The organism is Enterobacter soli, assembly GCF_964208575.1.
GTDB lineage: Bacteria > Pseudomonadota > Gammaproteobacteria > Enterobacterales > Enterobacteriaceae > Enterobacter > Enterobacter soli_A.
In genome coordinates, this window is the sequence record NZ_CAXOFU010000004.1 from 1 (window position 1) to 21,267 (window position 21,267).

The 21,267-nt window shown below is 58.7% G+C and carries 14 protein-coding genes; 13 read left to right on the forward strand and 1 reads right to left on the reverse strand.

Annotated features, from left to right (window positions below; translation table 11 throughout):
- Positions 1 to 12 precede the first annotated feature (12 nt).
- Positions 13 to 789 (forward strand): enhanced serine sensitivity protein SseB, encoded by a 777-nt coding sequence (gene sseB, locus AB6V08_RS04885; protein WP_368541856.1) that lies wholly within the window; start codon positions 13 to 15, stop codon positions 787 to 789.
- 39 nt (positions 790 to 828) lie between these two features.
- On the opposite strand, the gene sseA is transcribed toward sseB, so the two are convergent.
- Positions 829 to 1,680 carry a 3-mercaptopyruvate sulfurtransferase gene (gene sseA, locus AB6V08_RS04890; protein ID WP_368541619.1) on the reverse strand — a complete coding sequence of 284 codons (852 nt, stop codon included), beginning with the start codon at positions 1,678 to 1,680 and terminating at the stop codon, positions 829 to 831.
- Positions 1,681 to 1,881: 201 nt separating this feature from the next.
- Between sseA and AB6V08_RS04895 the strand changes: the two genes are divergently transcribed.
- From AB6V08_RS04895 to AB6V08_RS04950, 12 genes are all read left to right on the forward strand, one after another.
- Positions 1,882 to 6,843 carry an alpha-2-macroglobulin gene (locus AB6V08_RS04895; protein ID WP_368541620.1) on the forward strand — a complete coding sequence of 1,654 codons (4,962 nt, stop codon included), beginning with the start codon at positions 1,882 to 1,884 and terminating at the stop codon, positions 6,841 to 6,843.
- A gap of 1 nt (position 6,844) precedes the next feature.
- A complete protein-coding gene (pbpC, locus tag AB6V08_RS04900) occupies positions 6,845 to 9,169 on the forward strand; it encodes a peptidoglycan glycosyltransferase PbpC (RefSeq protein WP_368541621.1) in 2,325 nt (774 codons plus the stop codon).
- Between the two features lie 157 nt (positions 9,170 to 9,326).
- Complete coding sequence (gene ndk / locus AB6V08_RS04905) at positions 9,327 to 9,758, forward strand: nucleoside-diphosphate kinase (RefSeq protein WP_368541623.1); 432 nt, start codon at positions 9,327 to 9,329, stop codon at positions 9,756 to 9,758.
- A gap of 147 nt (positions 9,759 to 9,905) precedes the next feature.
- Positions 9,906 to 11,072, forward strand: coding sequence for a bifunctional tRNA (adenosine(37)-C2)-methyltransferase TrmG/ribosomal RNA large subunit methyltransferase RlmN (locus AB6V08_RS04910; protein ID WP_006176669.1), 1,167 nt, complete (start codon positions 9,906 to 9,908; stop codon positions 11,070 to 11,072).
- Positions 11,073 to 11,365: 293 nt separating this feature from the next.
- Positions 11,366 to 12,379 carry a cytoskeleton protein RodZ gene (rodZ, locus tag AB6V08_RS04915; protein ID WP_368541625.1) on the forward strand — a complete coding sequence of 338 codons (1,014 nt, stop codon included), beginning with the start codon at positions 11,366 to 11,368 and terminating at the stop codon, positions 12,377 to 12,379.
- Positions 12,380 to 12,405: 26 nt separating this feature from the next.
- Entirely contained in the window at positions 12,406 to 13,524 is a 1,119-nt protein-coding gene (ispG, locus tag AB6V08_RS04920) for a flavodoxin-dependent (E)-4-hydroxy-3-methylbut-2-enyl-diphosphate synthase (RefSeq protein ID WP_003860619.1), read from the forward strand.
- An 80-nt stretch (positions 13,525 to 13,604) separates the two neighbouring features.
- Positions 13,605 to 14,879 carry a histidine--tRNA ligase gene (gene hisS, locus AB6V08_RS04925; RefSeq protein ID WP_368541626.1) on the forward strand — a complete coding sequence of 425 codons (1,275 nt, stop codon included), beginning with the start codon at positions 13,605 to 13,607 and terminating at the stop codon, positions 14,877 to 14,879.
- A gap of 13 nt (positions 14,880 to 14,892) precedes the next feature.
- Positions 14,893 to 15,513 (forward strand): YfgM family protein, encoded by a 621-nt coding sequence (locus AB6V08_RS04930; RefSeq protein ID WP_368541628.1) that lies wholly within the window; start codon positions 14,893 to 14,895, stop codon positions 15,511 to 15,513.
- Positions 15,514 to 15,523: 10 nt separating this feature from the next.
- Positions 15,524 to 16,702: an outer membrane protein assembly factor BamB gene (gene bamB / locus AB6V08_RS04935; RefSeq protein ID WP_368541629.1), complete on the forward strand. Its 1,179-nt coding sequence runs from the start codon at positions 15,524 to 15,526 to the stop codon at positions 16,700 to 16,702.
- Between the two features lie 112 nt (positions 16,703 to 16,814).
- Entirely contained in the window at positions 16,815 to 18,290 is a 1,476-nt protein-coding gene (gene der / locus AB6V08_RS04940; RefSeq protein ID WP_368541630.1) for a ribosome biogenesis GTPase Der, read from the forward strand.
- A gap of 290 nt (positions 18,291 to 18,580) precedes the next feature.
- A complete protein-coding gene (locus AB6V08_RS04945) occupies positions 18,581 to 20,122 on the forward strand; it encodes a peptide MFS transporter (RefSeq protein ID WP_368541631.1) in 1,542 nt (513 codons plus the stop codon).
- A 63-nt stretch (positions 20,123 to 20,185) separates the two neighbouring features.
- The gene (locus AB6V08_RS04950; RefSeq protein WP_368541632.1) at positions 20,186 to 21,226 is read left to right on the forward strand and encodes a Gfo/Idh/MocA family oxidoreductase; all 1,041 of its coding nucleotides are present in this window, start codon (positions 20,186 to 20,188) and stop codon (positions 21,224 to 21,226) included.
- Positions 21,227 to 21,267: the final 41 nt, after the last annotated feature.

Sequence of the window (21,267 nt, forward strand, 5' to 3'; positions counted from 1 at the left end):
AGTAGCCAAACTATGTCCGAAACCAAAAACGAATTAGAAACCCTGCTGGAACAGGCGGCGACCGAGCCCGCCCACCGCCCGGCATTTTTCCGCACGCTGCTGGAATCGACCGTATGGGTGCCGGGAACCGCGGCGGAGGATGAGCAGGTCGTCGAAGACAGCGCGCTGGATCTGCTGCACTGGGAAAAAGACGACGGCACGTCGGTCATCCCGTTCTTCACCTCGCTCAACGCCCTGCAGCAGGCCGTTGAAGACGAGCAGGCGTTCGTGGTCATGCCCGTTCGTACCCTGTTCGAAATGACCCTCGGCGAAACCCTGTTTTTGAATGCGAAGCTGCCGACCGGGAAAGAGTTCACCCCGCGCGAAATCAGCCATCTGATCGGCGAAGAGGGCAACCCGCTCAGCACGCAGGAAGTGCTGGAAGGGGGCGAAACGCTGCTGCTGTCAGAGGTGGCGGAACCGCCTGCGCAGATGATTGACTCGCTGACCACGCTGTTCAAAACCATCAAGCCGGTGAAACGCGCGTTCCTCTGCTCCATCAAAGAGCGGGCGGACGAACAGCCGGTGCTGCTGATTGGAATTGAGGCGGACGGCGATATCGACGACATCATTCAGGCGGCGGGAAGCGTGGCAACCGACACTCTGCCGGGCGACGAGCCGATTGATATTTGCCGGGTGGTAAAAGGTGAGAAGGGCATTAGCCACTTTATTACCGAGCACATCACCCCGTTCTATGAACGCCGCTGGGGTGGTTTCCTGCGCGATTTAAAAACCAACCGCATCATTTAACGCTTATCGGGGTGAGCCTTCACCCCGATAGCTTTCGCGTTACTTCTGAGCCGACGGCTCAACGGGCAGATCGTCACGCGCGCCCCATTCGCTCCACGCCCCGTCGTACAGCGTCACGTTCTTCACGCCGAGCGTGGCAAGCGCCAACACCACCACCGCCGCCGTAACGCCCGAGCCGCAGCTGGCGATAATCGGCTGATGCAGGTCGACCCCCTGACGCGCAAAAATCGCCTGCAGTTCATCGGTGGTTTTCAGCTCGCCTTCAAACACCAAATCGCCCCACGGCACATTACGCGCGCCGGGGATATGGCCGCGCTTCAGCCCGGGGCGCGGCTCGTCAGCGTCGGCGTTAAAGCGCGGAGCCGGGCGCGCATCCACAATCTGCGCCGTTTTTTCGTGGCTTGCCAGCAGCACGTCGGTCAGGCGCTTAACCGCGTCGGCGTTAAAGCTGACGTCAAAATCCCCCTCCGGCAGAGCCACATCGCCTTCCTGCAGCGGCAGTCCATCGCGCTTCCAGCCCGCCAGGCCGCCCGCCAGAATGGAGACGTTTTCCACGCCGAAGGTTTTCAGCATCCACCACGCGCGCGGCGCGGAGAACAGATTGCCCTCGTCGTAGACCACCAGATGCTTATCACGGCTGACGCCCAGCTCGCGCATCGCCACGGCAAAGGCTTCCGGGCGCGGCATCATGTGCGGCAGGGGAGAGGTGTGATCGGACAACGCTTCGATATCAAAAAAGACCGCTTCCGGCAGATGCCCGGCGCGGTACTCCGCAGGGACATCGCGATGCTCTTGCCCCGGTGGCGCCATGCGCGCGTCGAGAATTTGCACTTCCGGGTCGTCGTGATGCTCGATCAGCCAGTCGGCTGAAACAAAATATGAGGTGGACATCGTTGCCTCCATCTTTTTCATAAAAAAGAATTGTCGATGTTTTTTCTGACATCGACAAGCAAACCGCGTTCAACTCGCGAACAAGGCCTTATTTTTTATCAGATTCTGATTTTCTCACTTTGGACTTTTTGAATTAATAAAACTTGCGGATAATACTTATCCGGAAGACGACCAACAGGCTCTACAGGCCAGGGACAAAGGATGAAACCGTTTCGCTTAGCTGCGATTTCTCTCGCGCTACTTACCGCATTTACGCTCGTTGGCTGTGATAACAGCGACGAAAAACCGCAGGCAACCTCTCCTGCACCAGCTTCAACCGCTACTGCCCCTGAAAAGAGCACCCCGGCAAAACCCGATAGCGCGCAGCTTGAGAAGCTGGCAGCCGCCACCGCCGGCAAGCCGCTGACGCTGCTGGATGCCTCTGAAGTCCAGCTCGATGGCGCAGCGACGATGGTGCTGACCTTCTCCGTCCCGCTCAATCCCGATCAGGATTTCGCAAAGACCGTGCACGTGGTGGACAAGAAAAGCGGCAAAGTGGATGGCGCGTGGGAACTTGCCCCTAATCTGAAAGAGCTGCGTTTACGCCATTTAGAGCCGAACCGTAATCTGGTTGTGAGCGTCGATCGCGATCTGGTCGCGCTGAACAAAGCCACGTTTGGCATTGACTACGAGAAAGCGATAACCACTCGCGACGTTGAACCGACGGTCGGGTTCGCCAGCCGCGGCTCGCTGCTGCCGGGCAAGGTGGTCGAAGGGCTGCCGGTGATGGCGCTCAACGTTAACAATGTGGATGTGAACTTCTACCGCGTGAAGCCCGAGTCGCTGGCGTCATTTGTCAGCCAGTGGGAGTACCGTAACTCCCTCACCAACTGGGAGTCCGACAATCTGCTCAAAATGGCGGATCTGGTCTATACCGGTCGCTTCGATCTTAATCCTGCCCGCAACACGCGGGAAAAACTGCTGCTGCCGCTGAGCGATATTAAGCCGCTGCAGCAGTCCGGCGTTTATATCGCGGTGATGAATCAGGCGGGGCACTACAACTACAGCAATGCCGCCACCCTGTTCACCCTGAGCGACATTGGCCTGTCCGCTCACCGCTATCATAATCGCCTCGACATCTTCACTCAGAGCCTGGAAAACGGCGCGGCGCAGCCCGGCATTGAGGTCTCATTGCTCAATGACAAAGGGCAGACCCTCGCCCAGGGCACCAGCGACGCGGACGGTCACGCGAAGCTGGAAACCGATAAAGAAGCCGCGCTGATCCTCGCCCGCAAAGACGGTCAAACCACGCTGCTCGATCTCAAACTCCCGGCGCTGGATCTGGCCGAGTTCGATATCGCCGGGGCGCCGGGCTACAGCAAGCAGTTCTTTATGTTCGGCCCGCGCGATCTCTATCGCCCTGGCGAAACGGTGATCCTCAACGGCCTGCTGCGCGACAGCGACGGCAAAACCCTGCCCGCGCAGCCGGTGAAGCTTGACGTGCTGCGCCCGGACGGACAGGTTGCGCGCACGCTGGTGGTTCAGCCGGAAAATGGCCTCTATCGCTTTACCTATCCGCTGGACAGCGGGGCGCAAACCGGCATGTGGCACATCCGCGCCAATACCGGCGACAACCAGCAGCGCCTGTGGGATTTCCACGTCGAAGACTTTATGCCGGAACGTATGGCGCTCAACCTGAGCGGGCAAAAAACGCCGATCTCACCGAGCGATGAGGTTACCTTTAACGTGGCGGGCTATTACCTGTACGGCGCGCCAGCCAACGGCAACAGTCTGCAAGGCCAGCTTTTCCTGCGTCCGCTGCGCGAGGCCGTTGCGTCACTGCCGGGCTTCCAGTTTGGCGATATCGCCGAAGAGAACCTGACCCGCAGCCTGGATGAAGTTCAGCTCACGCTGGACGAACAGGGCCGCGGTGCGGTGTCAGCGGAAAGCCAGTGGAAAGAAACCCACTCGCCGCTGCAGGTCATTTTGCAGGCCAGCCTGCTGGAGTCCGGCGGACGTCCGGTGACGCGTCGCGCAGAGCAGGCCATCTGGCCAGCGCAGGTGCTGCCGGGCATTCGCCCGCAGTTTGCCAGCAAGGCGGTGTATGACTACCGTACCGACACCACCGTCAATCAGCCGATTGTCGATGAAGACAGCAACGCCAGCTTCGACATTGTCTATGCCGATGCCAGCGGCGCGAAGAAAGCCGTCTCCGGGTTGCAGGTTCGCCTGATCCGCGAACGTCGCGACTACTTCTGGAACTGGTCAGAAAGCGACGGCTGGAAATCCCAGTTCGATCAAAAAGATCTGGTGGAAGGCGAGCAGTCCCTCGATTTAACCGCCGATCAAACCGGCAAAGTGACCTTCCCGGTGGAGTGGGGCTCATACCGTCTGGAGGTGAAAGCGCCTGACGACACCGTCAGCAGCGTGCGCTTCTGGGCCGGATACAGCTGGCAGGATAACAGCGACGGAACCGGCGCGGCGCGCCCGGATCGCGTTACCCTCAAGCTTGATAAACCCGCTTATCAGCCGGGCGACACCATCAATCTGCACATTGCCGCCCCTGCCGCAGGTAAAGGCTACGCGATGATTGAATCCAGCGAAGGCCCGCTGTGGTGGAAAGAGATCGACGTTCCGGCCAGCGGCCTCGACGTGGCGATCCCGGTGGATAAAAGCTGGAAGCGTCACGACCTGTACCTCAGCACCCTGGTGGTGCGTCCGGGCGATAAGTCAAAATCGGCCACGCCAAAACGCGCGGTCGGTCTGCTGCATCTGCCTATGGGCGATGAAAACCGCCGTCTGAACATCGCGCTGGACACCCCGCAGAAGATGCGTCCAAACCAGACGCTCTCCGTGAAGGTGAAAGCCAGCGTGAAAGAGGGCGCGGTGCCGCAGAAGGTAAACGTGCTGGTGTCTGCCGTTGATAGCGGCGTGCTGAACATCACCGATTACGTCACGCCGGATCCGTGGCAGGCGTTCTTCGGGCAGAAACGCTACGGCGCGGATATCTATGATATCTACGGCCAGGTGATTGAAGGTCAGGGCCGTCTGGCGGCGCTGCGCTTTGGCGGCGACGGCGACGAGCTGAAACGCGGCGGCAAGCCGCCGGTGAACCACGTCACCATTATTGCCCAGCAGGCGCAGCCGGTGGAGCTTGACGCCAACGGCGAAGGCACCATCGCTCTGCCCATCGGCGATTTCAACGGCGAACTGCGTCTGATGGCGCAGGCCTGGACCGACGAAGACTTCGGCAGCAGCGAGAGCAAAGTGGTAGTTGCCGCGCCGGTCATCGCCGAGCTGAACACCCCGCGCTTCCTCGCCAGCGGTGATACTTCACGCCTCACGCTGGACGTGACCAACCTGACCGACCAGCCGCAGACTCTGAACGTGGCGGTTACCGCCTCCGGCCATCTGTCGCTGGAAGGCGCGCAGCCGCAGCCGGTTAAGCTGCCGCCGGGCGCACGCAGCACCATGTTCATTCCGGTGCGCGCGCTTGACGGCTACGGTGACGGCGAAGTGACCGCCGAGGTCACCGGCCTTGAGCTGCCGGGCGAAACCTTCGCGCCGCAGCACAAAAGCTGGAAAATCGGCGTGCGTCCGGCATTCCCGGCGCAGACGGTGAATACCGGTACGATGCTGAACCCGGGCGAGTCCTGGACGGCACCGGAGCAGCATCACAGCGGCTTCTCACCGGCTACGCTGCAGGGCCAGCTGCTTCTGAGCGGTAAAGCGCCGCTGAACCTGGCGCGTTACATCCGCGAGCTGCAGGCCTATCCGTACGGCTGTCTGGAGCAAACCACCAGCGGCCTGTTCCCGTCGCTGTATACCAACGCCGCGCAGCTGACGGCGCTCGGCATTAAGGGCGACAGCGACGACAAACGCCGTGGCGCGATCGACGTCGGCATTTCGCGTCTGCTGCAGATGCAGCGCGATAACGGCGGCTTTGCGCTGTGGGATAAAAACGGCGCGGAAGAGTACTGGCTCACCGCCTACGTGACCGATTTCCTGGTGCGCGCAGGGGAGCAGGGCTACAGCGTGCCTGCGGATGCCATCAATAACGCCAACAACCGTCTCCTGCGCTACCTGCAGGATCCGGGCATGATGTCCATCCGCTACAGCGATGATACGCAGGCCAGCAAATTTGCGGTGCAGGCCTACGCCGCGCTGGTGCTGGCGCGTCAGCAAAAAGCACCGCTGGGCGCGCTGCGTGAAATCTGGGATCGCCATTCACAGGCGGCCTCCGGCCTGCCGCTGATGCAGCTCGGTATGGCGTTGAAGCTGATGGGCGATGCCCCTCGCAGCCAGCAGGCGCTGGATTTAGCCATCAAGACGCCGCGCAACGACTCACGGAACTGGATGGCGGATTACGGCAGCGCGCTGCGCGACAACGCGCTGATGCTCTCCCTGCTGGAAGAGTACAAGCTGCTGCCGGACGCGCAGAATACGCTGCTCAATACTCTGTCTGAACAGGCGTTCAGCCAGCGCTGGCTGTCGACTCAGGAGAGCAACGCGCTGTTCCTGGCCGGACGTTCGCTGCAGAACGCCTCCGGCGCATGGCAGGCGACAACCACGCTGTCCGAACAGCCGCTCAGCGGGGATACCGCCCAGGTGCAAAACGTCGATGGCGACAAGCTTGGCGCATTGCAGGTGACCAACACCGGTACTGCACCGCTGTGGGTGCGCCTCGACAGCACCGGCTACCCGGAATACGCGCCGGAGCCATCGTCTAACGTGTTGCAGATTGAGCGCCACATTCTGGCGACCGACGGCAGCAGCAAATCGCTCTCGTCTCTGAAAAGCGGTGAGCTGGTGCTGGTCTGGCTTGAGGTGAAAGCCAGCCAGAACGTCCCGGACGCGCTGGTGGTCGACCTGCTTCCGGCCGGTCTGGAGCTGGAAAACCAGAATCTGGCCAGCAGCAGCGCCAGCCTGCAGGACAGCGGCAGCGAAGTGCAGAACCTGCTGAACCAGATGCAGCAGGCGGACATTCAGCATATGGAGTTCCGTGACGATCGCTTTGTGGCGGCGGTTCCGGTCAACGAAGGCCAGCCGGTGACACTGGTTTACCTGGCGCGCGCCGTGACCCCGGGCACCTATCAGGTTCCGGCTCCAATGGTGGAGTCCATGTACGTTCCGCAGTGGCGGGCAACAGGTGCGGCAACCGGCCCGCTGATTGTTGTTCCGTAATATGCGATTAGCACGTCTGACACGCTCCCGCTGGCTCTGGCTGGCGGGAGCGCTTCTCGTTTTATGGGGGCTGGTTATCGCCGCCGATCGCCTGTGGCCGTTACCGTTAAAAGAGGTGAACCCCGCGCGCGTGGTGGTGGACGAGCAGGGCACGCCGCTGTGGCGCTTTGCCGACAGCGACGGGATCTGGCGCTACCCGGTTACCATCGAAGAGGTTTCACCGCGCTATCTGGAAGCCCTGATCCAGTATGAAGACCGCTGGTTCTGGAAGCACCCCGGCGTCAACCCGTTCTCCGTTTTGCGCGCGGCCTGGCAGGATCTCAGTTCTGGCAAAGTGGTCTCCGGCGGGAGCACGCTCACCATGCAGGTGGCGCGTCTGCTCGATCCGCATCCGCGCACCTTCGGCGGCAAAATTCGCCAGCTCTGGCGGGCGGTGCAGCTGGAGTGGCATCTCTCCAAGCGCGACATCCTCACCCTGTACCTCAACCGCGCGCCCTTTGGCGGCACGCTGCAGGGGGTCGGGGCGGCAAGCTGGACCTATCTCGGCAAACCGCCTTCGCAGCTCAGCTATTCCGAAGCCGCGCTGCTGGCGGTGCTGCCTCAGGCACCCAGCCGGCTGCGTCCGGACAGGTGGCCGGAGCGCGCCGAAGCCGCGCGTAATAAAGTCCTCGACCGGATGGTGACTCAGGGCGTCTGGTCGCCGCAGCAGGTCAAAGAGTCCCGCGAAGAGGCGGTATGGCTCGCGCCCCGGCAAATGCCGCAGCTGGCTCCGCTCTTTGCACGCATGATGCTCGGCAAAAGCCGCGACAATAAAATCGTCACCACGCTGGACGCCTCGCTCCAGCGTCAGCTTGAAGAACTGGCCCTCAACTGGAAATCGCGCCTGCCTGACCGCAGTTCGCTGGCGATGATCGTGGTCGATCATACCGATATGAAGGTGCGCGGCTGGGTCGGCTCGGTGGATTTCAACGACGACACCCGGTTCAGCCACGTGGACATGGTCAACGCGGTGCGATCCCCGGGATCGGTGCTGAAGCCCTTTGTCTACGGCATGGCGCTCGACGACGGGCTGATCCATCCCGCCTCGCTGCTCCAGGACGTGCCGCGCAGAACGGGGGACTATCGCCCCGGGAACTTCGACAGCGGCTTCCACGGGCCGGTGAGCATGAGCGAAGCGCTGGTGCGCTCGCTGAACCTCCCGGCGGTGCAGGTGCTGGAAGCCTACGGGCCAAAACGCTTTGCGGGAATGCTCAGCAATGCCGGGTTACCGCTGATCCTGCCCGCGGGCGCCCAGCCCAACCTCTCGCTGATCCTCGGCGGGGCAGGAGCGCGGCTGGCGGATATCACGGCGGCCTACAGCGCGTTTGCCCGCCACGGCAAAGCGGCGAAGCTGCGCGTTCAGCCCGGCGATCCGCTCGTGGAGCGACCGCTGCTGTCGCCGGGGGCGGCGTGGATTATCCGCAGGATCCTGGCGAACGAAGCGCAGCCCCTGCCGGACGGGGCGCTGCCGCAAATCGCGCCGCTGGCGTGGAAAACCGGGACCAGCTACGGCTACCGCGACGCCTGGGCTATAGGGCTGAATGCCCGCTATCTCATTGGCATCTGGACCGGGCGGCCGGACGGCACGCCGGTGGCGGGGCAGTTTGGGTTTGCCAGCGCGGTTCCGCTCCTCAATCAGGTCAACAACATGCTCCAGTCGCGCACTACGGTGGATGAAGCCCGCCTGCCGCGCGACCCGCGCCCGGCGTCGGTCGGACGCGGCGCGATCTGCTGGCCGGGCGGTCAGTCGCAGCCCGAGGGCAGCGATAACTGTCGGCGCCGCCTGGCAACCTGGCTGCTGGACGGCAGCCAGCCGCCAACGCTGCTGCTGCCGGAGCAGGAGGGCATCCGCGGTATTCGTTTCCCGGTGTGGGTGGATAAAGAGGGCAAACGCGTGGCGGCTGACTGCCCTGACGCAGCGGAAAAAATCATCGACGTCTGGCCGCTGCCGCTCGAGCCTTGGCTGCCCGCGGCGGAACGGCGTGCGGCAAGGCTTCCTGCCTCGTCAAAAACCTGTCCGCCAATGGCGCAGGATGCCCCCGCGCCGCTTATTCTCTCAGGTGTGCGCGACGGGGCGGTGATTAAACGTCTGCCGGGGGAATCACGGGTGTCGTTACCCTTGCAGGCGGGCGGCAGCAGCGGGGAACGCTGGTGGTTTTTAAACGGCGAACCGCTGGAGGTGAAGGGAAGGAGTTACACTTTACAGCTTGATAAATCTGGTGATTATCAGTTACTGGTAATGGACGACGCGGGTCAGGTCGCCACGGTGAACTTTACGCTCCAGTAGCCTAATTTTCGCGATGCGGCGTGACCTGTTGCTAAAACTCGTCTTATTTTAAAAAAATGTTACTTAGATCCGTAGGCAATGGCGCTATTGCTCTTTATAATCCGCGCCACACCATACTCAGGTATGCATAACAACAGAACAGATCACAGAGGTAATCATGGCTATTGAACGTACTTTTTCCATCATCAAGCCAAACGCGGTGGCAAAAAACGTTATTGGCAGCATCTTCGCTCGCTTTGAATCAGCAGGGTTCAAAATCGTTGGCACCAAAATGCTGCACCTGACCGTTGAGCAGGCTCGTGGCTTCTACGCTGAACACGAAGGTCGCCCATTCTTTGACGGCCTGGTTGAGTTCATGACGTCTGGCCCGATCGTGGTATCCGTACTGGAAGGCGAAAACGCCGTTCAGCGTCACCGCGATCTGCTGGGTGCAACCAACCCGGACAACGCTCTGGCCGGTACGCTGCGCGCAGACTACGCTGACAGCTTCACCGAGAACGGCACCCACGGTTCAGACTCTCTGGAATCTGCAGCACGCGAAATCGCTTTCTTCTTCGCAGAAGGCGAAGTGTGCGCTCGCACTCGCTAATATTTTCGTAAATGCCGCGTGCAAACGTGGCATCCCTGCGCCAGACTTTGTACAATGCAACGCCCCGGACGAGCAGACCGCTTTCTGGGGCGTTTCTTTTCAACCCTCCACGGGCCATAACGTGTAACAACGAGGCCGGAAAATATTATGTCTGAACTAGTTAACACCTCCGAAGTCGCCATTCCTGCGGTTCCCAATAAAAATGGAAAAATCAACCTGCTGGATCTGAACCGTCAGCAGATGCGCGAATTCTTTAAAGAGATGGGCGAGAAGCCGTTTCGTGCCGATCAGGTCATGAAATGGATGTACCACTATTGCAGCGACAACTTTGATGACATGACCGACATCAACAAGGTGCTGCGCAATAAGCTCAAGGAAGTGGCTGAAATCCGTGCGCCGGAAGTGGTCGAAGAACAACGCTCGTCCGACGGCACCATCAAATGGGCGATTGCCGTAGGCGATCAGCGCGTTGAAACTGTTTATATCCCTGAAGACGACCGCGCCACGCTGTGCGTTTCCTCTCAGGTTGGCTGTGCGCTGGAGTGCAAATTCTGTTCTACCGCGCAGCAGGGCTTTAACCGCAACCTGCGCGTGTCCGAAATCATCGGCCAGGTGTGGCGCGCCGCGAAAATCGTTGGTGCGGCAAAAGTGACGGGGACTCGCCCAATCACCAACGTGGTGATGATGGGCATGGGTGAACCGCTGCTCAACCTGACCAACGTCGTTCCGGCGATGGAAATCATGCTGGACGACTTCGGTTTTGGCCTGTCTAAACGCCGCGTGACCCTGTCTACCTCTGGCGTTGTTCCTGCGCTGGACAAGCTCGGCGACATGATTGACGTTGCGCTGGCTATCTCCCTGCACGCGCCAAACGATGCCATCCGCGACGAAATTGTACCGATCAACAAAAAGTACAATATCGAAACCTTCCTCGCGGGCGTGCGTCGCTACCTGGAGAAATCCAATGCCAACCAGGGCCGCGTGACCATTGAGTACGTGATGCTCGATCACGTAAACGACGGCACCGAACACGCCCATGAGCTGGCCGAGCTGCTGAAAGATACGCCATGCAAGATTAACCTGATCCCATGGAACCCGTTCCCGGGCGCGCCGTATGGCCGCAGCTCGAACAGCCGTATCGATCGCTTCTCTAAAGTGCTGATGGAGTACGGTTTCACCACTATCGTGCGTAAAACCCGCGGTGATGATATCGATGCCGCGTGTGGTCAGCTGGCGGGTGACGTGATTGACCGTACCAAGCGCACGCTGCGTAAGCGTATGCAGGGCGAGACTATTGCGGTAAAAGCTGTCTGATTATTATGCAGTCACGGTGCATTTCTTGCGCCGTGACGCATAATCTTACTGAATAATCAGTCATATTCAGGATGATTGCTTAATAATTACGGTGCGTTTCATACGACTTTCGGGCAGTATGTAACGACGTAACAACAGTTTAGCTGTGTGGGCAGGGCGGCACTGTCATCTCCGGGCTGACAGTCTTATACTCTCTGTTCCTGGTTAACTGACCAGAAGTTTCGCGGTGCGGGTGGCATTGTGACTCACCGGCACCTGAACCCTTATTTTTCACGTACCAGTAGTTGTAGCGAATGAATACTGAAGCCACTCACGACCAAAATGAAGCACTCTCCACTGGCGTTCGTCTTCGCAACGCCCGTGAACAACTCGGACTCAGCCAGCAAGCCGTTGCAGAACGCTTGTGCCTGAAGGTTTCCACGGTTCGCGATATTGAAGAAGATAAGGCGCCTGCCGATCTGGCTTCAACATTTCTGCGCGGTTATATCCGCTCTTACGCAAAACTGGTGCATATCCCCGAAAACGAATTACTGCCGATGATGGAGAAGCAGGCACCGGTCCGCGCAGCAAAAGTTGCGCCGATGCAGACCTTCTCCCTGGGGAAACGTCGTAAAAAACGCGACGGCTGGCTGATGAGCTTCACCTGGCTGGTACTGTTTGTGGTTATCGGCCTGACGGGCGCGTGGTGGTGGCAAAACCACAAAGCGCAGCAGGAAGAGATCACCACCATGGCCGATCAATCCTCCGCTGAGCTGAACAGCGCCAGCGCGGGTAACGACAACGCCCAGAGCGTGCCGTTGAACACCGATAGCGCAACCGCATCAAGCGATCCGCAGCCGGCTGCCACCGATGCGCCAGCGACGGACACCGCTCAGACTCAAACGCCTGCCGCTGACGCTGCGGCACAGCAGAACAATGCCGTGGTTGCACCTTCTCAGGCGAATGTAGACACCGCGGCGAACGCCCCTGCCGCGACCACGCCTGCAGATAACAGCGCGCAGCCGTTGCCAACCGATCAGGCTGGCGTTGCGAATACCGCCGCTGACCCGAACGCGCTGGTGATGAACTTCACGGCTGATTGCTGGCTGGAAGTGAGCGACGCGACGGGCAAAAAGCTTTTCAGTGGTTTACAGCGTAAAGATGGCACGTTAAATCTAACGGGCCAGGCTCCTTACAAGCTTAAAATCGGCGCGCCGGCAGCGGTACAGATCCAGTATCAAGGAAAACCTGTCGATCTGAGCCGCTTTATCAGAACTAACCAGGTTGCGCGTCTTACCGTTAATGCCGAACAATCAGCAGCACAGTAACAGGCGGGCACCGCGGGAGATTTTTCATGCATAACCAGGCTCCGATTCAACGTAGAAAATCGAAACGGATTTACGTTGGGAATGTGCCGATTGGCGATGGGGCACCTATCGCCGTCCAGTCGATGACCAACACGCGCACCACGGATGTGGAAGCAACGGTCAATCAAATCAAAGCATTAGAACGCGTCGGCGCGGACATTGTCCGCGTTTCCGTGCCAACCATGGATGCCGCTGAGGCGTTTAAGCTGATCAAACAGCAGGTCAGCGTTCCGCTGGTTGCAGACATCCACTTCGACTACCGCATCGCGCTGAAAGTCGCCGAATATGGCGTTGACTGCCTGCGTATTAACCCGGGCAACATCGGTAACGAAGAGCGTATTCGCATGGTTGTGGACTGCGCGCGCGACAAAAATATTCCAATCCGTATCGGCGTTAACGCCGGTTCTCTGGAAAAAGATCTCCAGGAGAAATACGGCGAACCTACGCCGCAGGCGCTGCTTGAATCAGCGATGCGTCACGTGGATCATCTGGATCGTCTCAACTTCGATCAGTTCAAAGTCAGCGTAAAAGCGTCCGACGTGTTCCTGGCGGTTGAATCTTATCGTCTGCTGGCGAAGCAGATCGATCAGCCTCTGCACCTGGGGATCACCGAAGCGGGCGGGCTGCGCAGCGGCTCCGTGAAATCAGCGATCGGTCTCGGCCTGCTGCTCTCTGAAGGCATCGGCGACACGCTGCGCGTCTCTCTGGCGGCGGATCCGGTTGAAGAGATCAAAGTCGGTTTCGATATCCTCAAGTCGCTGCGCATTCGCGCGCGCGGGATCAACTTCATTGCCTGCCCAACCTGTTCGCGTCAGGAGTTTGACGTGATCGGTACGGTGAACGCCCTCGAGCAGCGTCTGGAGGACATCATCACGCCAATGGATGTTTCTATTATCGGCTGCGTGGTGAACGGCCCGGGTGAAGCGCTGGTGTCCACGCTTGGCGTAACGGGCGGGAACAAGAAAAGTGGTCTCTATGAAGATGGCGTTCGCAAAGATCGTCTGGATAATAGCGACATGATCGACCAGCTTGAGGCCCGCATTCGTGCAAAAGCCACGATGATGGATGAAGCGCAGCGCATCAGCGTCCAGCAGGTTGAAAAATAACGTGATGGGAAGCGTGACGCTTCCCATGTATGATTGAACCCATTCTTTGGGTTTTTTTTGTATATAGAAAGAGAATAAACGTGGCAAAAAACATTCAAGCCATCCGCGGCATGAACGATTATCTGCCTGGCGAAACCGCCATCTGGCAGCGCATTGAAGGCACACTGAAGCAGGTGCTCGGCAGCTACGGTTACAGCGAAATCCGTTTGCCGATTGTAGAGCAGACCCCGTTATTCAAGCGCGCGATCGGCGAAGTGACCGACGTGGTTGAAAAAGAGATGTATACCTTCGAGGACCGCAACGGCGACAGCCTGACTCTGCGTCCGGAAGGTACGGCGGGCTGTGTTCGCGCCGGCATCGAACATGGTCTCCTGTACAATCAGGAGCAGCGCCTGTGGTATATCGGCCCGATGTTCCGCCACGAACGTCCGCAGAAAGGTCGTTATCGCCAGTTCAACCAGCTGGGTGTGGAAGTCTTTGGCCTGCAAGGGCCGGATATCGACGCCGAGCTGATTATGCTGACCGCGCGCTGGTGGCGTGCGCTGGGTATTGCTGAACACGTTTCTCTGGAACTGAACTCTATCGGTTCTCTGGAAGCGCGCGCCAACTACCGCGATGCGCTGGTTGCGTTCCTGGAACAGCATAAAGATAAGCTCGACGAAGACTGCAAACGTCGCATGTACAGCAACCCGCTGCGCGTTCTGGATTCCAAGAACCCTGAGGTTCAGGCACTGCTGAACGACGCGCCTGCGCTGGGCGACTATCTGGACGAAGACTCTCGCGAACACTTCGCGGGCCTGTGCAAACTGCTGGAAGCGGCGGGTATTGCCTATACCGTTAACCAGCGTCTGGTGCGTGGTCTGGACTACTACAACCGTACCGTGTTCGAGTGGGTGACTACCAGTCTGGGCTCACAGGGCACCGTGTGTGCGGGTGGGCGTTATGACGGCCTGGTAGAACAGCTTGGCGGCCGTGCGGCGCCTGGGGTTGGCTTCGCGATGGGCCTTGAACGACTTGTTTTGCTGGTTCAGGCAGTTAATCCGGAATTTAAAGCAGATTCCGTTGTCGATATATACCTGGTGGCCTCAGGCGCGGAAACGCAGTCTGCGGCAATGCAGCTTGCCGAACGCGTTCGTGATGAACTGCCGGACGTTAAGCTGATGACCAACCACGGCGGCGGCAACTTCAAAAAACAGTTTGCTCGTGCCGATAAGTGGGGCGCAAGTATTGCACTGGTGCTGGGTGAGTCCGAAGTGGCTAACGGCGAAGTGGTTGTCAAAGACCTGCGCTCTGGTGAGCAAACTACGGTAACGCAGGACGGCGTTGCGGCGCACTTGCGCACTTTATTGGGCTAAGGAGAAGGACTGCGTGGAAATTTACGAGAACGAACACGACCAGGTTGACGCCATCAAGCGCTTCTTTGCTGAAAATGGCAAAGCCCTGGCAGTTGGGGTCATTTTAGGTATTGGTGCATTAGCGGGCTGGCGTTTCTGGAACAGCCATCAGGCTGACTCCGCGCGCGGCGCCTCTCTGGCGTATGAAAATACCGTCAGCGCTATTCGTGCCGATCAGCCACAAACGCTGGCAGCCGCAGAGAAATTTGCCGCTGACAACAAAAATACCTACGGCGCACTGGCTGCGCTGGAAGTCGCTCAGCAGTTCGTTGATAAAAACGAGCTAGATAAAGCGGCTGCACAGCTTTCGCAGGGGCTTGCCGCTGCAAAAGATGAGAATCTGAAAGCGGTCATCAATATGCGTCTTGCGCGTATTCAGGTTCAGCAGAAAAAAGCCGATGATGCGCTGAAAACGCTTGATACCATCAAAGGTGAAGGTTTCGCTGCCATTGTCGCTGACCTGCGCGGTGAAGCACTGCTGAGCAAAGGTGACAAAGAGGGCGCGCGTAAAGCGTGGCAAGCTGGCGTAGAGAGCAATGCTTCCCCTGCGCTGAGCGAAATGATGCAGATGAAAATAAATAATTTGTCCGTCTGAGAGGGACCCGATGCAATTGCGTAAATTACTTCTGCCAGGACTGCTTTCTGTTACGTTATTGAGTGGTTGTTCACTGTTCAGTGGCGAAGAAGATGTTGTAAAAATGTCCCCGCTGCCGACGGTTGAAAACCAGTTCACCCCGTCTACCGCGTGGAGCACCTCCGTCGGTGACGGTATTGGTGATTTCTATTCCAACCTGCATCCGGCATTCGCTGACAGCGTTGTCTATGCCGCTGACCGCAAAGGCACCGTAAAAGCGCTGAACGCGGATGACGGCAAGGAAGTATGGTCTGTAAACCTGGCGGAAAAAGACGGCTGGTTCTCCCGTAAACCTGCACTGCTCTCCGGTGGCCTGACGGTAGCTGGCGGTCACGTGTACGTGGGCAGCGAAAAAGCCCAGGTTTACGCCCTGAACACCAGCGACGGTTCTGTTGCGTGGCAAACCGCAGTGGCGGGTGAATCCCTGTCTCGTCCGGTGGTGAGCGACGGCATGGTGCTGATCCACACCAGTAACGGCCAGCTGCAGGCGCTGAACGAAGCTGACGGCCTGGTAAAATGGACCGTTAACCTCGACATGCCTTCCCTGTCCCTGCGCGGTGAATCCGCTCCGGCAACGGCGTTTGGTGCTGCCATCGTGGGCGGCGACAACGGTCGCGTGAGCGCGGTGCTGATGCAGCAAGGCCAGATGATCTGGCAGCAGCGTATCTCCCAGGCGACCGGCTCAACTGAAATCGACCGTCTGAGCGACGTAGACACGACGCCGGTCATCGTTAACGGCGTGGTTTATGCGCTGGCGTACAACGGCAACCTGACCGCGCTGGATCTGCGCAGCGGCCAGATCATGTGGAAACGTGAGCTGGGCTCAGTGAATGATTTCATTGTTGATGGCAACCGTATCTATATGGTCGATCAGAATGACCGTCTGCTGGCGCTGAACACCGATGGTGGCGTTACGCTGTGGACGCAAAGCGATCTGCTGCACCGCCTGCTGACGGCTCCTGCGCTGTATAACGGCAGCCTGGTCGTCGGGGACAGCGAAGGTTACATGCACTGGGTGGATCCAGAAACGGGTCGCTTCACCGCGCAGCAAAAAGTTGACAGCTCTGGCTTCCTGACCGAACCGGTGGTGGCTGACGGTAAACTGCTGATCCAGGCAAAAGACGGCACGCTGTACGCGATCACGCGTTAATTACACGGCGGTTGTAGTATACTAAACGGCTCCTGTTCACTCAGGAGCCGTTTTGACATTTTTAAAAACGCCGCAAACGCGACGTTATTTTGAATTTTATGAGGCTTCAAACATGGTACCTGTGGTCGCGCTTGTCGGGCGCCCGAACGTTGGAAAATCCACTCTTTTTAACCGTTTAACACGCACCCGTGATGCGCTGGTTGCGGATTTCCCGGGGCTGACGCGTGACCGTAAGTACGGTCGTGCAGAAGTGGAAGGTCGCGAGTTTATCTGTATCGATACCGGCGGTATTGATGGCACAGAAGACGGCGTAGAAACCCGCATGGCGGAACAGTCTCTGCTGGCAATCGAAGAAGCAGACGTGGTTCTGTTCATGGTTGATGCCCGTGCAGGGCTGATGCCAGCGGATTCCGCCATCGCTAAACATCTGCGCTCGCGTGAAAAACCGACTTTCCTGGTGGCGAACAAAACTGACGGCATCGATGCCGATCAGGCCGTCGCGGATTTCTGGTCTTTAGGTCTGGGCGAAATTTACCCTATCGCTGCTTCTCACGGTCGCGGCGTCACCAGCCTGCTCGAAACCGTTCTGCTGCCGTGGGTTGATGAAGTTAATCCGCCGGAAGAAGTGGACGAAGACGCCGAATACTGGGCGCAGTTCGAAGAGGGCGTTGAAGGCGAAGAAGACGAGCCGGAAGACGATTTCAACCCGCAGGATTTGCCTATCAAGCTGGCGATCGTGGGGCGTCCAAACGTAGGTAAGTCTACGCTTACTAACCGTATTCTGGGTGAAGAGCGCGTGGTTGTTTACGACATGCCGGGCACCACCCGCGACAGTATCTACATCCCTATGCAGCGCGACGAACGTGAGTACGTACTCATCGACACCGCGGGCGTGCGTAAGCGCGGGAAAATCACCGACGTGGTGGAGAAATTCTCCGTTATCAAAACCCTGCAGGCCATTGAAGATGCCAACGTCGTGCTGCTGGTTATTGATGCGCGCGAAGGGATTTCCGATCAGGATCTCTCGCTGCTCGGCTTTATCCTCAATAGTGGGCGCTCACTGGTTATCGTGGTCAACAAGTGGGATGGCCTGAGCAATGAAGTGCGTGAGCAGGTTAAAGAGACCCTCGACTTCCGTCTGGGTTTTATCGACTTCGCGCGCGTGCACTTCATCTCCGCCCTGCACGGCAGCGGCGTGGGTAACCTGTTCGAATCAGTACGCGAAGCTTACGACAGCTCAACCCGTCGTCAGAGCACCGCGATGCTGACCCGCATCATGAACATGGCATCCGAAGACCATCAGCCGCCGCTGGTGCGCGGTCGCCGCGTGAAGCTGAAATATGCCCACGCCGGTGGTTACAACCCGCCTATCGTGGTTATTCACGGTAACCAGGTGAAAGACCTGCCAGATTCCTACAAACGCTATCTGATGAATTACTTCCGTAAATCATTGGACGTGATGGGTACGCCGATCCGCATCCAGTTCAAGGAAGGGGATAACCCGTTTGCCAACAAGCGCAACACCCTGACGCCGAACCAGATGCGCAAGCGTAAGCGTCTGATCAAGCACATTAAGAAAAGCAAATAACTCTTTTAAAACCCGCGTTTATCCGCGGGTTTTTTTTCGCCTTTACCTGTCGTATGTTTCTCTGTGTGATGTCAATCACTATTCGTTATTAGCCAATTTTAAATCTGAGAAAGTAGACGATTGTCGAACTTTCATCTTAAACACCTGCGGTTGGTACTAGACAAAACTGACACCAGGTTATCAAATGGTTAAATAACTCTTCGCCGCAGGCAAAAAATCGGCCAGATACGTAACTGGTCGGCGTGTTTGCGGTGCTTACAAGCACGACGACATACCTTTTCGGGAGAAATATGCAATCCTCTGTTAATCAAAAAGAGAGCCGAACGTTCTTCGGCCATCCTTATCCGCTCGGTTCCCTGTTCTTTACCGAAATGTGGGAGCGTTTCTCGTTTTACGGCATCCGCCCATTATTGATCCTGTTTATGGCTGCGACCGTGTACGACGGCGGTATGGGCCTGGCGCGCGAGAACGCGTCGGCCATTGTGGGGATTTTTGCCGGGGCGATGTATCTGGCGGCGCTGCCGGGCGGCTGGCTGGCGGACAACTGGCTCGGGCAGCAGAAGGCCGTCTGGTACGGGTCGATTCTGATTGCGCTCGGCCACCTGTCGATTGCGCTCTCTGCCATTATGGGCAACGACCTGTTCTTTATCGGCCTGATGTTCATTGTGCTCGGCTCTGGCCTGTTCAAAACCTGTATCTCGGTGATGGTGGGCACGCTGTATAAAAAAGGCGATGCGCGCCGCGACGGCGGTTTCTCGCTGTTCTATATGGGCATCAACATGGGTTCGTTTATCGCGCCGCTGATCTCCGGCTGGCTGATTAAAACCCACGGCTGGCACTGGGGCTTTGGCATCGGCGGTATCGGGATGCTGGTGGCGCTGGTCATCTTCCGCGTATTTGCCGTGCCGTCGATGAAACGCTACGACAGCGAAGTGGGTCTGGATTCTACCTGGAACAGCCCGGTCGTGAAGCGCAAAGGCGTCGGTGCCTGGCTGCTGGCGCTGGCCGTGGGCGTGGCGGTCGTGGTGACGCTGATCTCCCAGGGCGTGATTGTGATTAACCCGGTCGCGGTTGCCAGTATGCTGGTGTACGTGATTGCCGCGTCCGTAGCGCTCTATTTCATCTACCTGTTTGTCTTTGCGGGTCTGAACCGTAAAGAGCGCGCCAGGCTGCTGGTTTGCTTTATCCTGCTGGTTTCCGCCGCGTTCTTCTGGTCGGCGTTTGAGCAAAAGCCGACCTCGTTCAACCTGTTCGCGAACGACTACACTAACCGCATGATTGGCGATTTCGAAATCCCCGCCGTGTGGTTCCAGTCAATCAACGCCCTGTTTATCATCCTGCTGGCGCCGGTCTTCAGCTGGGCGTGGCCGAAGCTGGCAGGCATGAACATTCGCCCGAGCAGCATCACCAAGTTTGTGATCGGTATTCTGTGTGCCGCCGGGGGCTTTGGCCTGATGATGCTGGCGGCGCAGAACGTGCTGGCAAGCGGCGGGGCGGGCGTTTCTCCGTTCTGGCTGGTCGGCAGTATTTTAATGCTGACGCTGGGTGAGCTGTGCCTTAGCCCGATTGGTCTGGCGACCATGACCCTGCTGGCGCCGGAAAGAATGCGCGGGCAGATGATGGGCCTGTGGTTCTGCGCCAGCGCGCTGGGTAACCTGGCGGCGGGCCTGATTGGCGGTCACGTGAAGGCCGACCAGCTGGATATGCTGCCGGATCTCTTTGCCCGCTGCTCCGTGGCTCTGCTGATTTGTGCCGCGGTACTGATTGTCCTCATTGTTCCGGTGCGCCGTATGCTGGAAAATGCGCAGACTAAACCGGCCGCAAACGCCTGATAACACCTCGATACTGCCGGGGCAGGGGTTATGCCCCGGCAATTTTATCAACGAGGTAAGCACATGCTGTCAGGATTTGTTGGGCTGGGGGCTGTCGTCGAAACGGCCTATTTACCCGCGCTACGCACCCTCTTTGGCGATTCGCTTCGCTGTACGGGCTTTGACATTCTGCCGGACAAACGGCCTCACGGCGTGACCCGATGCGCGTCACTCGCCGAGCTTCTAAGCCAGCCGCTCGATACTCTGTTTATCACCACCGCCTCTTTGCATCATCTTGACGTGCTCGAGCGGGCGCTCGCCTCATCCATTCCGCGGATCGTGGTTGAAAAGCCCATCGTCGCCACGCTTTCCCAAATCGAAAGACTCAGGGCGCTGCTGGCATCGCCGGATGCGGCTGCCCGCGTGCTGGCGCTCGATCACTGGATGGCGCGCCTTGATATGGTCACTTTGGGGCTGGTGGAGAGCCTTGCAGATATCGTCAAAATCGAAGGGTTTCTCCAGGAGCCGAGCGGACTTAACGCGGCGGGTGAGCCCATTGCGCTGAACTTCGCCACCGGCGAGCCGGATACCCGCACGCTGCGCCACCCCGACGGCGTGATTCTGGATATCGGCACCCACGTGCTGGCGATGCTGCGCGAAACGGTGCGCTATCTGGGGGGCAATAGCACCATGGCCCTGCGGGTGGTTAACGCCAGAAATCGCCTGGGCCGCGATATCGCAGCCGGGGATTTCACCACCGCAGAGGGGCAGGCCCATCTCCAGGGGCAGGTGAGCGGCGTGCCGGTGGATATCTGGCTGAACAAATACGCGGGGCCGTCGGGTGGGCAGAAAGGCCTGCGGGTTTACCTGCGCGACGGGCGCATTATCAGCCACGATCGCCGTGGGGCAGAGGACGTGCTGGAGCGTATTGCTGGCGATGACCGTCAACGCTGGCATGTACCTGGGACAATCTATGCGCGCTGTCTGGCGGAACGCATCCTGGGGGCGCAAAGCCTGTTCACGCGCGATCCTGAGGAAGTCCCGCGCACCACGCGGCGCAGGCTGGAAGAGGTCGAACTGCTGCTGACCTTGCAGCAGCAGCTACGTGGCCCGCACCAGGCGTAGCGTGGTAACATCAACACAGATTATGAATCTCAAAAAGGAGT

Excerpts from the sequence above, each read along its gene's own strand:
- AB6V08_RS04910 (WP_006176669.1), top strand. The coding sequence starts at position 9,906 with ATGTCTGAACTAGTTAACACCTCCGAAGTCGCCATTCCTGCGGTTCCC.
- rodZ (WP_368541625.1), top strand. The coding sequence starts at position 11,366 with ATGAATACTGAAGCCACTCACGACCAAAATGAAGCACTCTCCACTGGC.
- ispG (WP_003860619.1), top strand. The coding sequence starts at position 12,406 with ATGCATAACCAGGCTCCGATTCAACGTAGAAAATCGAAACGGATTTAC.
- ndk (WP_368541623.1), top strand. The coding sequence starts at position 9,327 with ATGGCTATTGAACGTACTTTTTCCATCATCAAGCCAAACGCGGTGGCA.
- der (WP_368541630.1), top strand. The coding sequence starts at position 16,815 with ATGGTACCTGTGGTCGCGCTTGTCGGGCGCCCGAACGTTGGAAAATCC.
- sseA (WP_368541619.1), bottom strand. The coding sequence starts at position 1,680 with ATGTCCACCTCATATTTTGTTTCAGCCGACTGGCTGATCGAGCATCAC.
- pbpC (WP_368541621.1), top strand. The coding sequence starts at position 6,845 with ATGCGATTAGCACGTCTGACACGCTCCCGCTGGCTCTGGCTGGCGGGA.
- AB6V08_RS04945 (WP_368541631.1), top strand. The coding sequence starts at position 18,581 with ATGCAATCCTCTGTTAATCAAAAAGAGAGCCGAACGTTCTTCGGCCAT.
- AB6V08_RS04950 (WP_368541632.1), top strand. The coding sequence starts at position 20,186 with ATGCTGTCAGGATTTGTTGGGCTGGGGGCTGTCGTCGAAACGGCCTAT.
- bamB (WP_368541629.1), top strand. The coding sequence starts at position 15,524 with ATGCAATTGCGTAAATTACTTCTGCCAGGACTGCTTTCTGTTACGTTA.
- AB6V08_RS04895 (WP_368541620.1), top strand. The coding sequence starts at position 1,882 with ATGAAACCGTTTCGCTTAGCTGCGATTTCTCTCGCGCTACTTACCGCA.
- sseB (WP_368541856.1), top strand. The coding sequence starts at position 13 with ATGTCCGAAACCAAAAACGAATTAGAAACCCTGCTGGAACAGGCGGCG.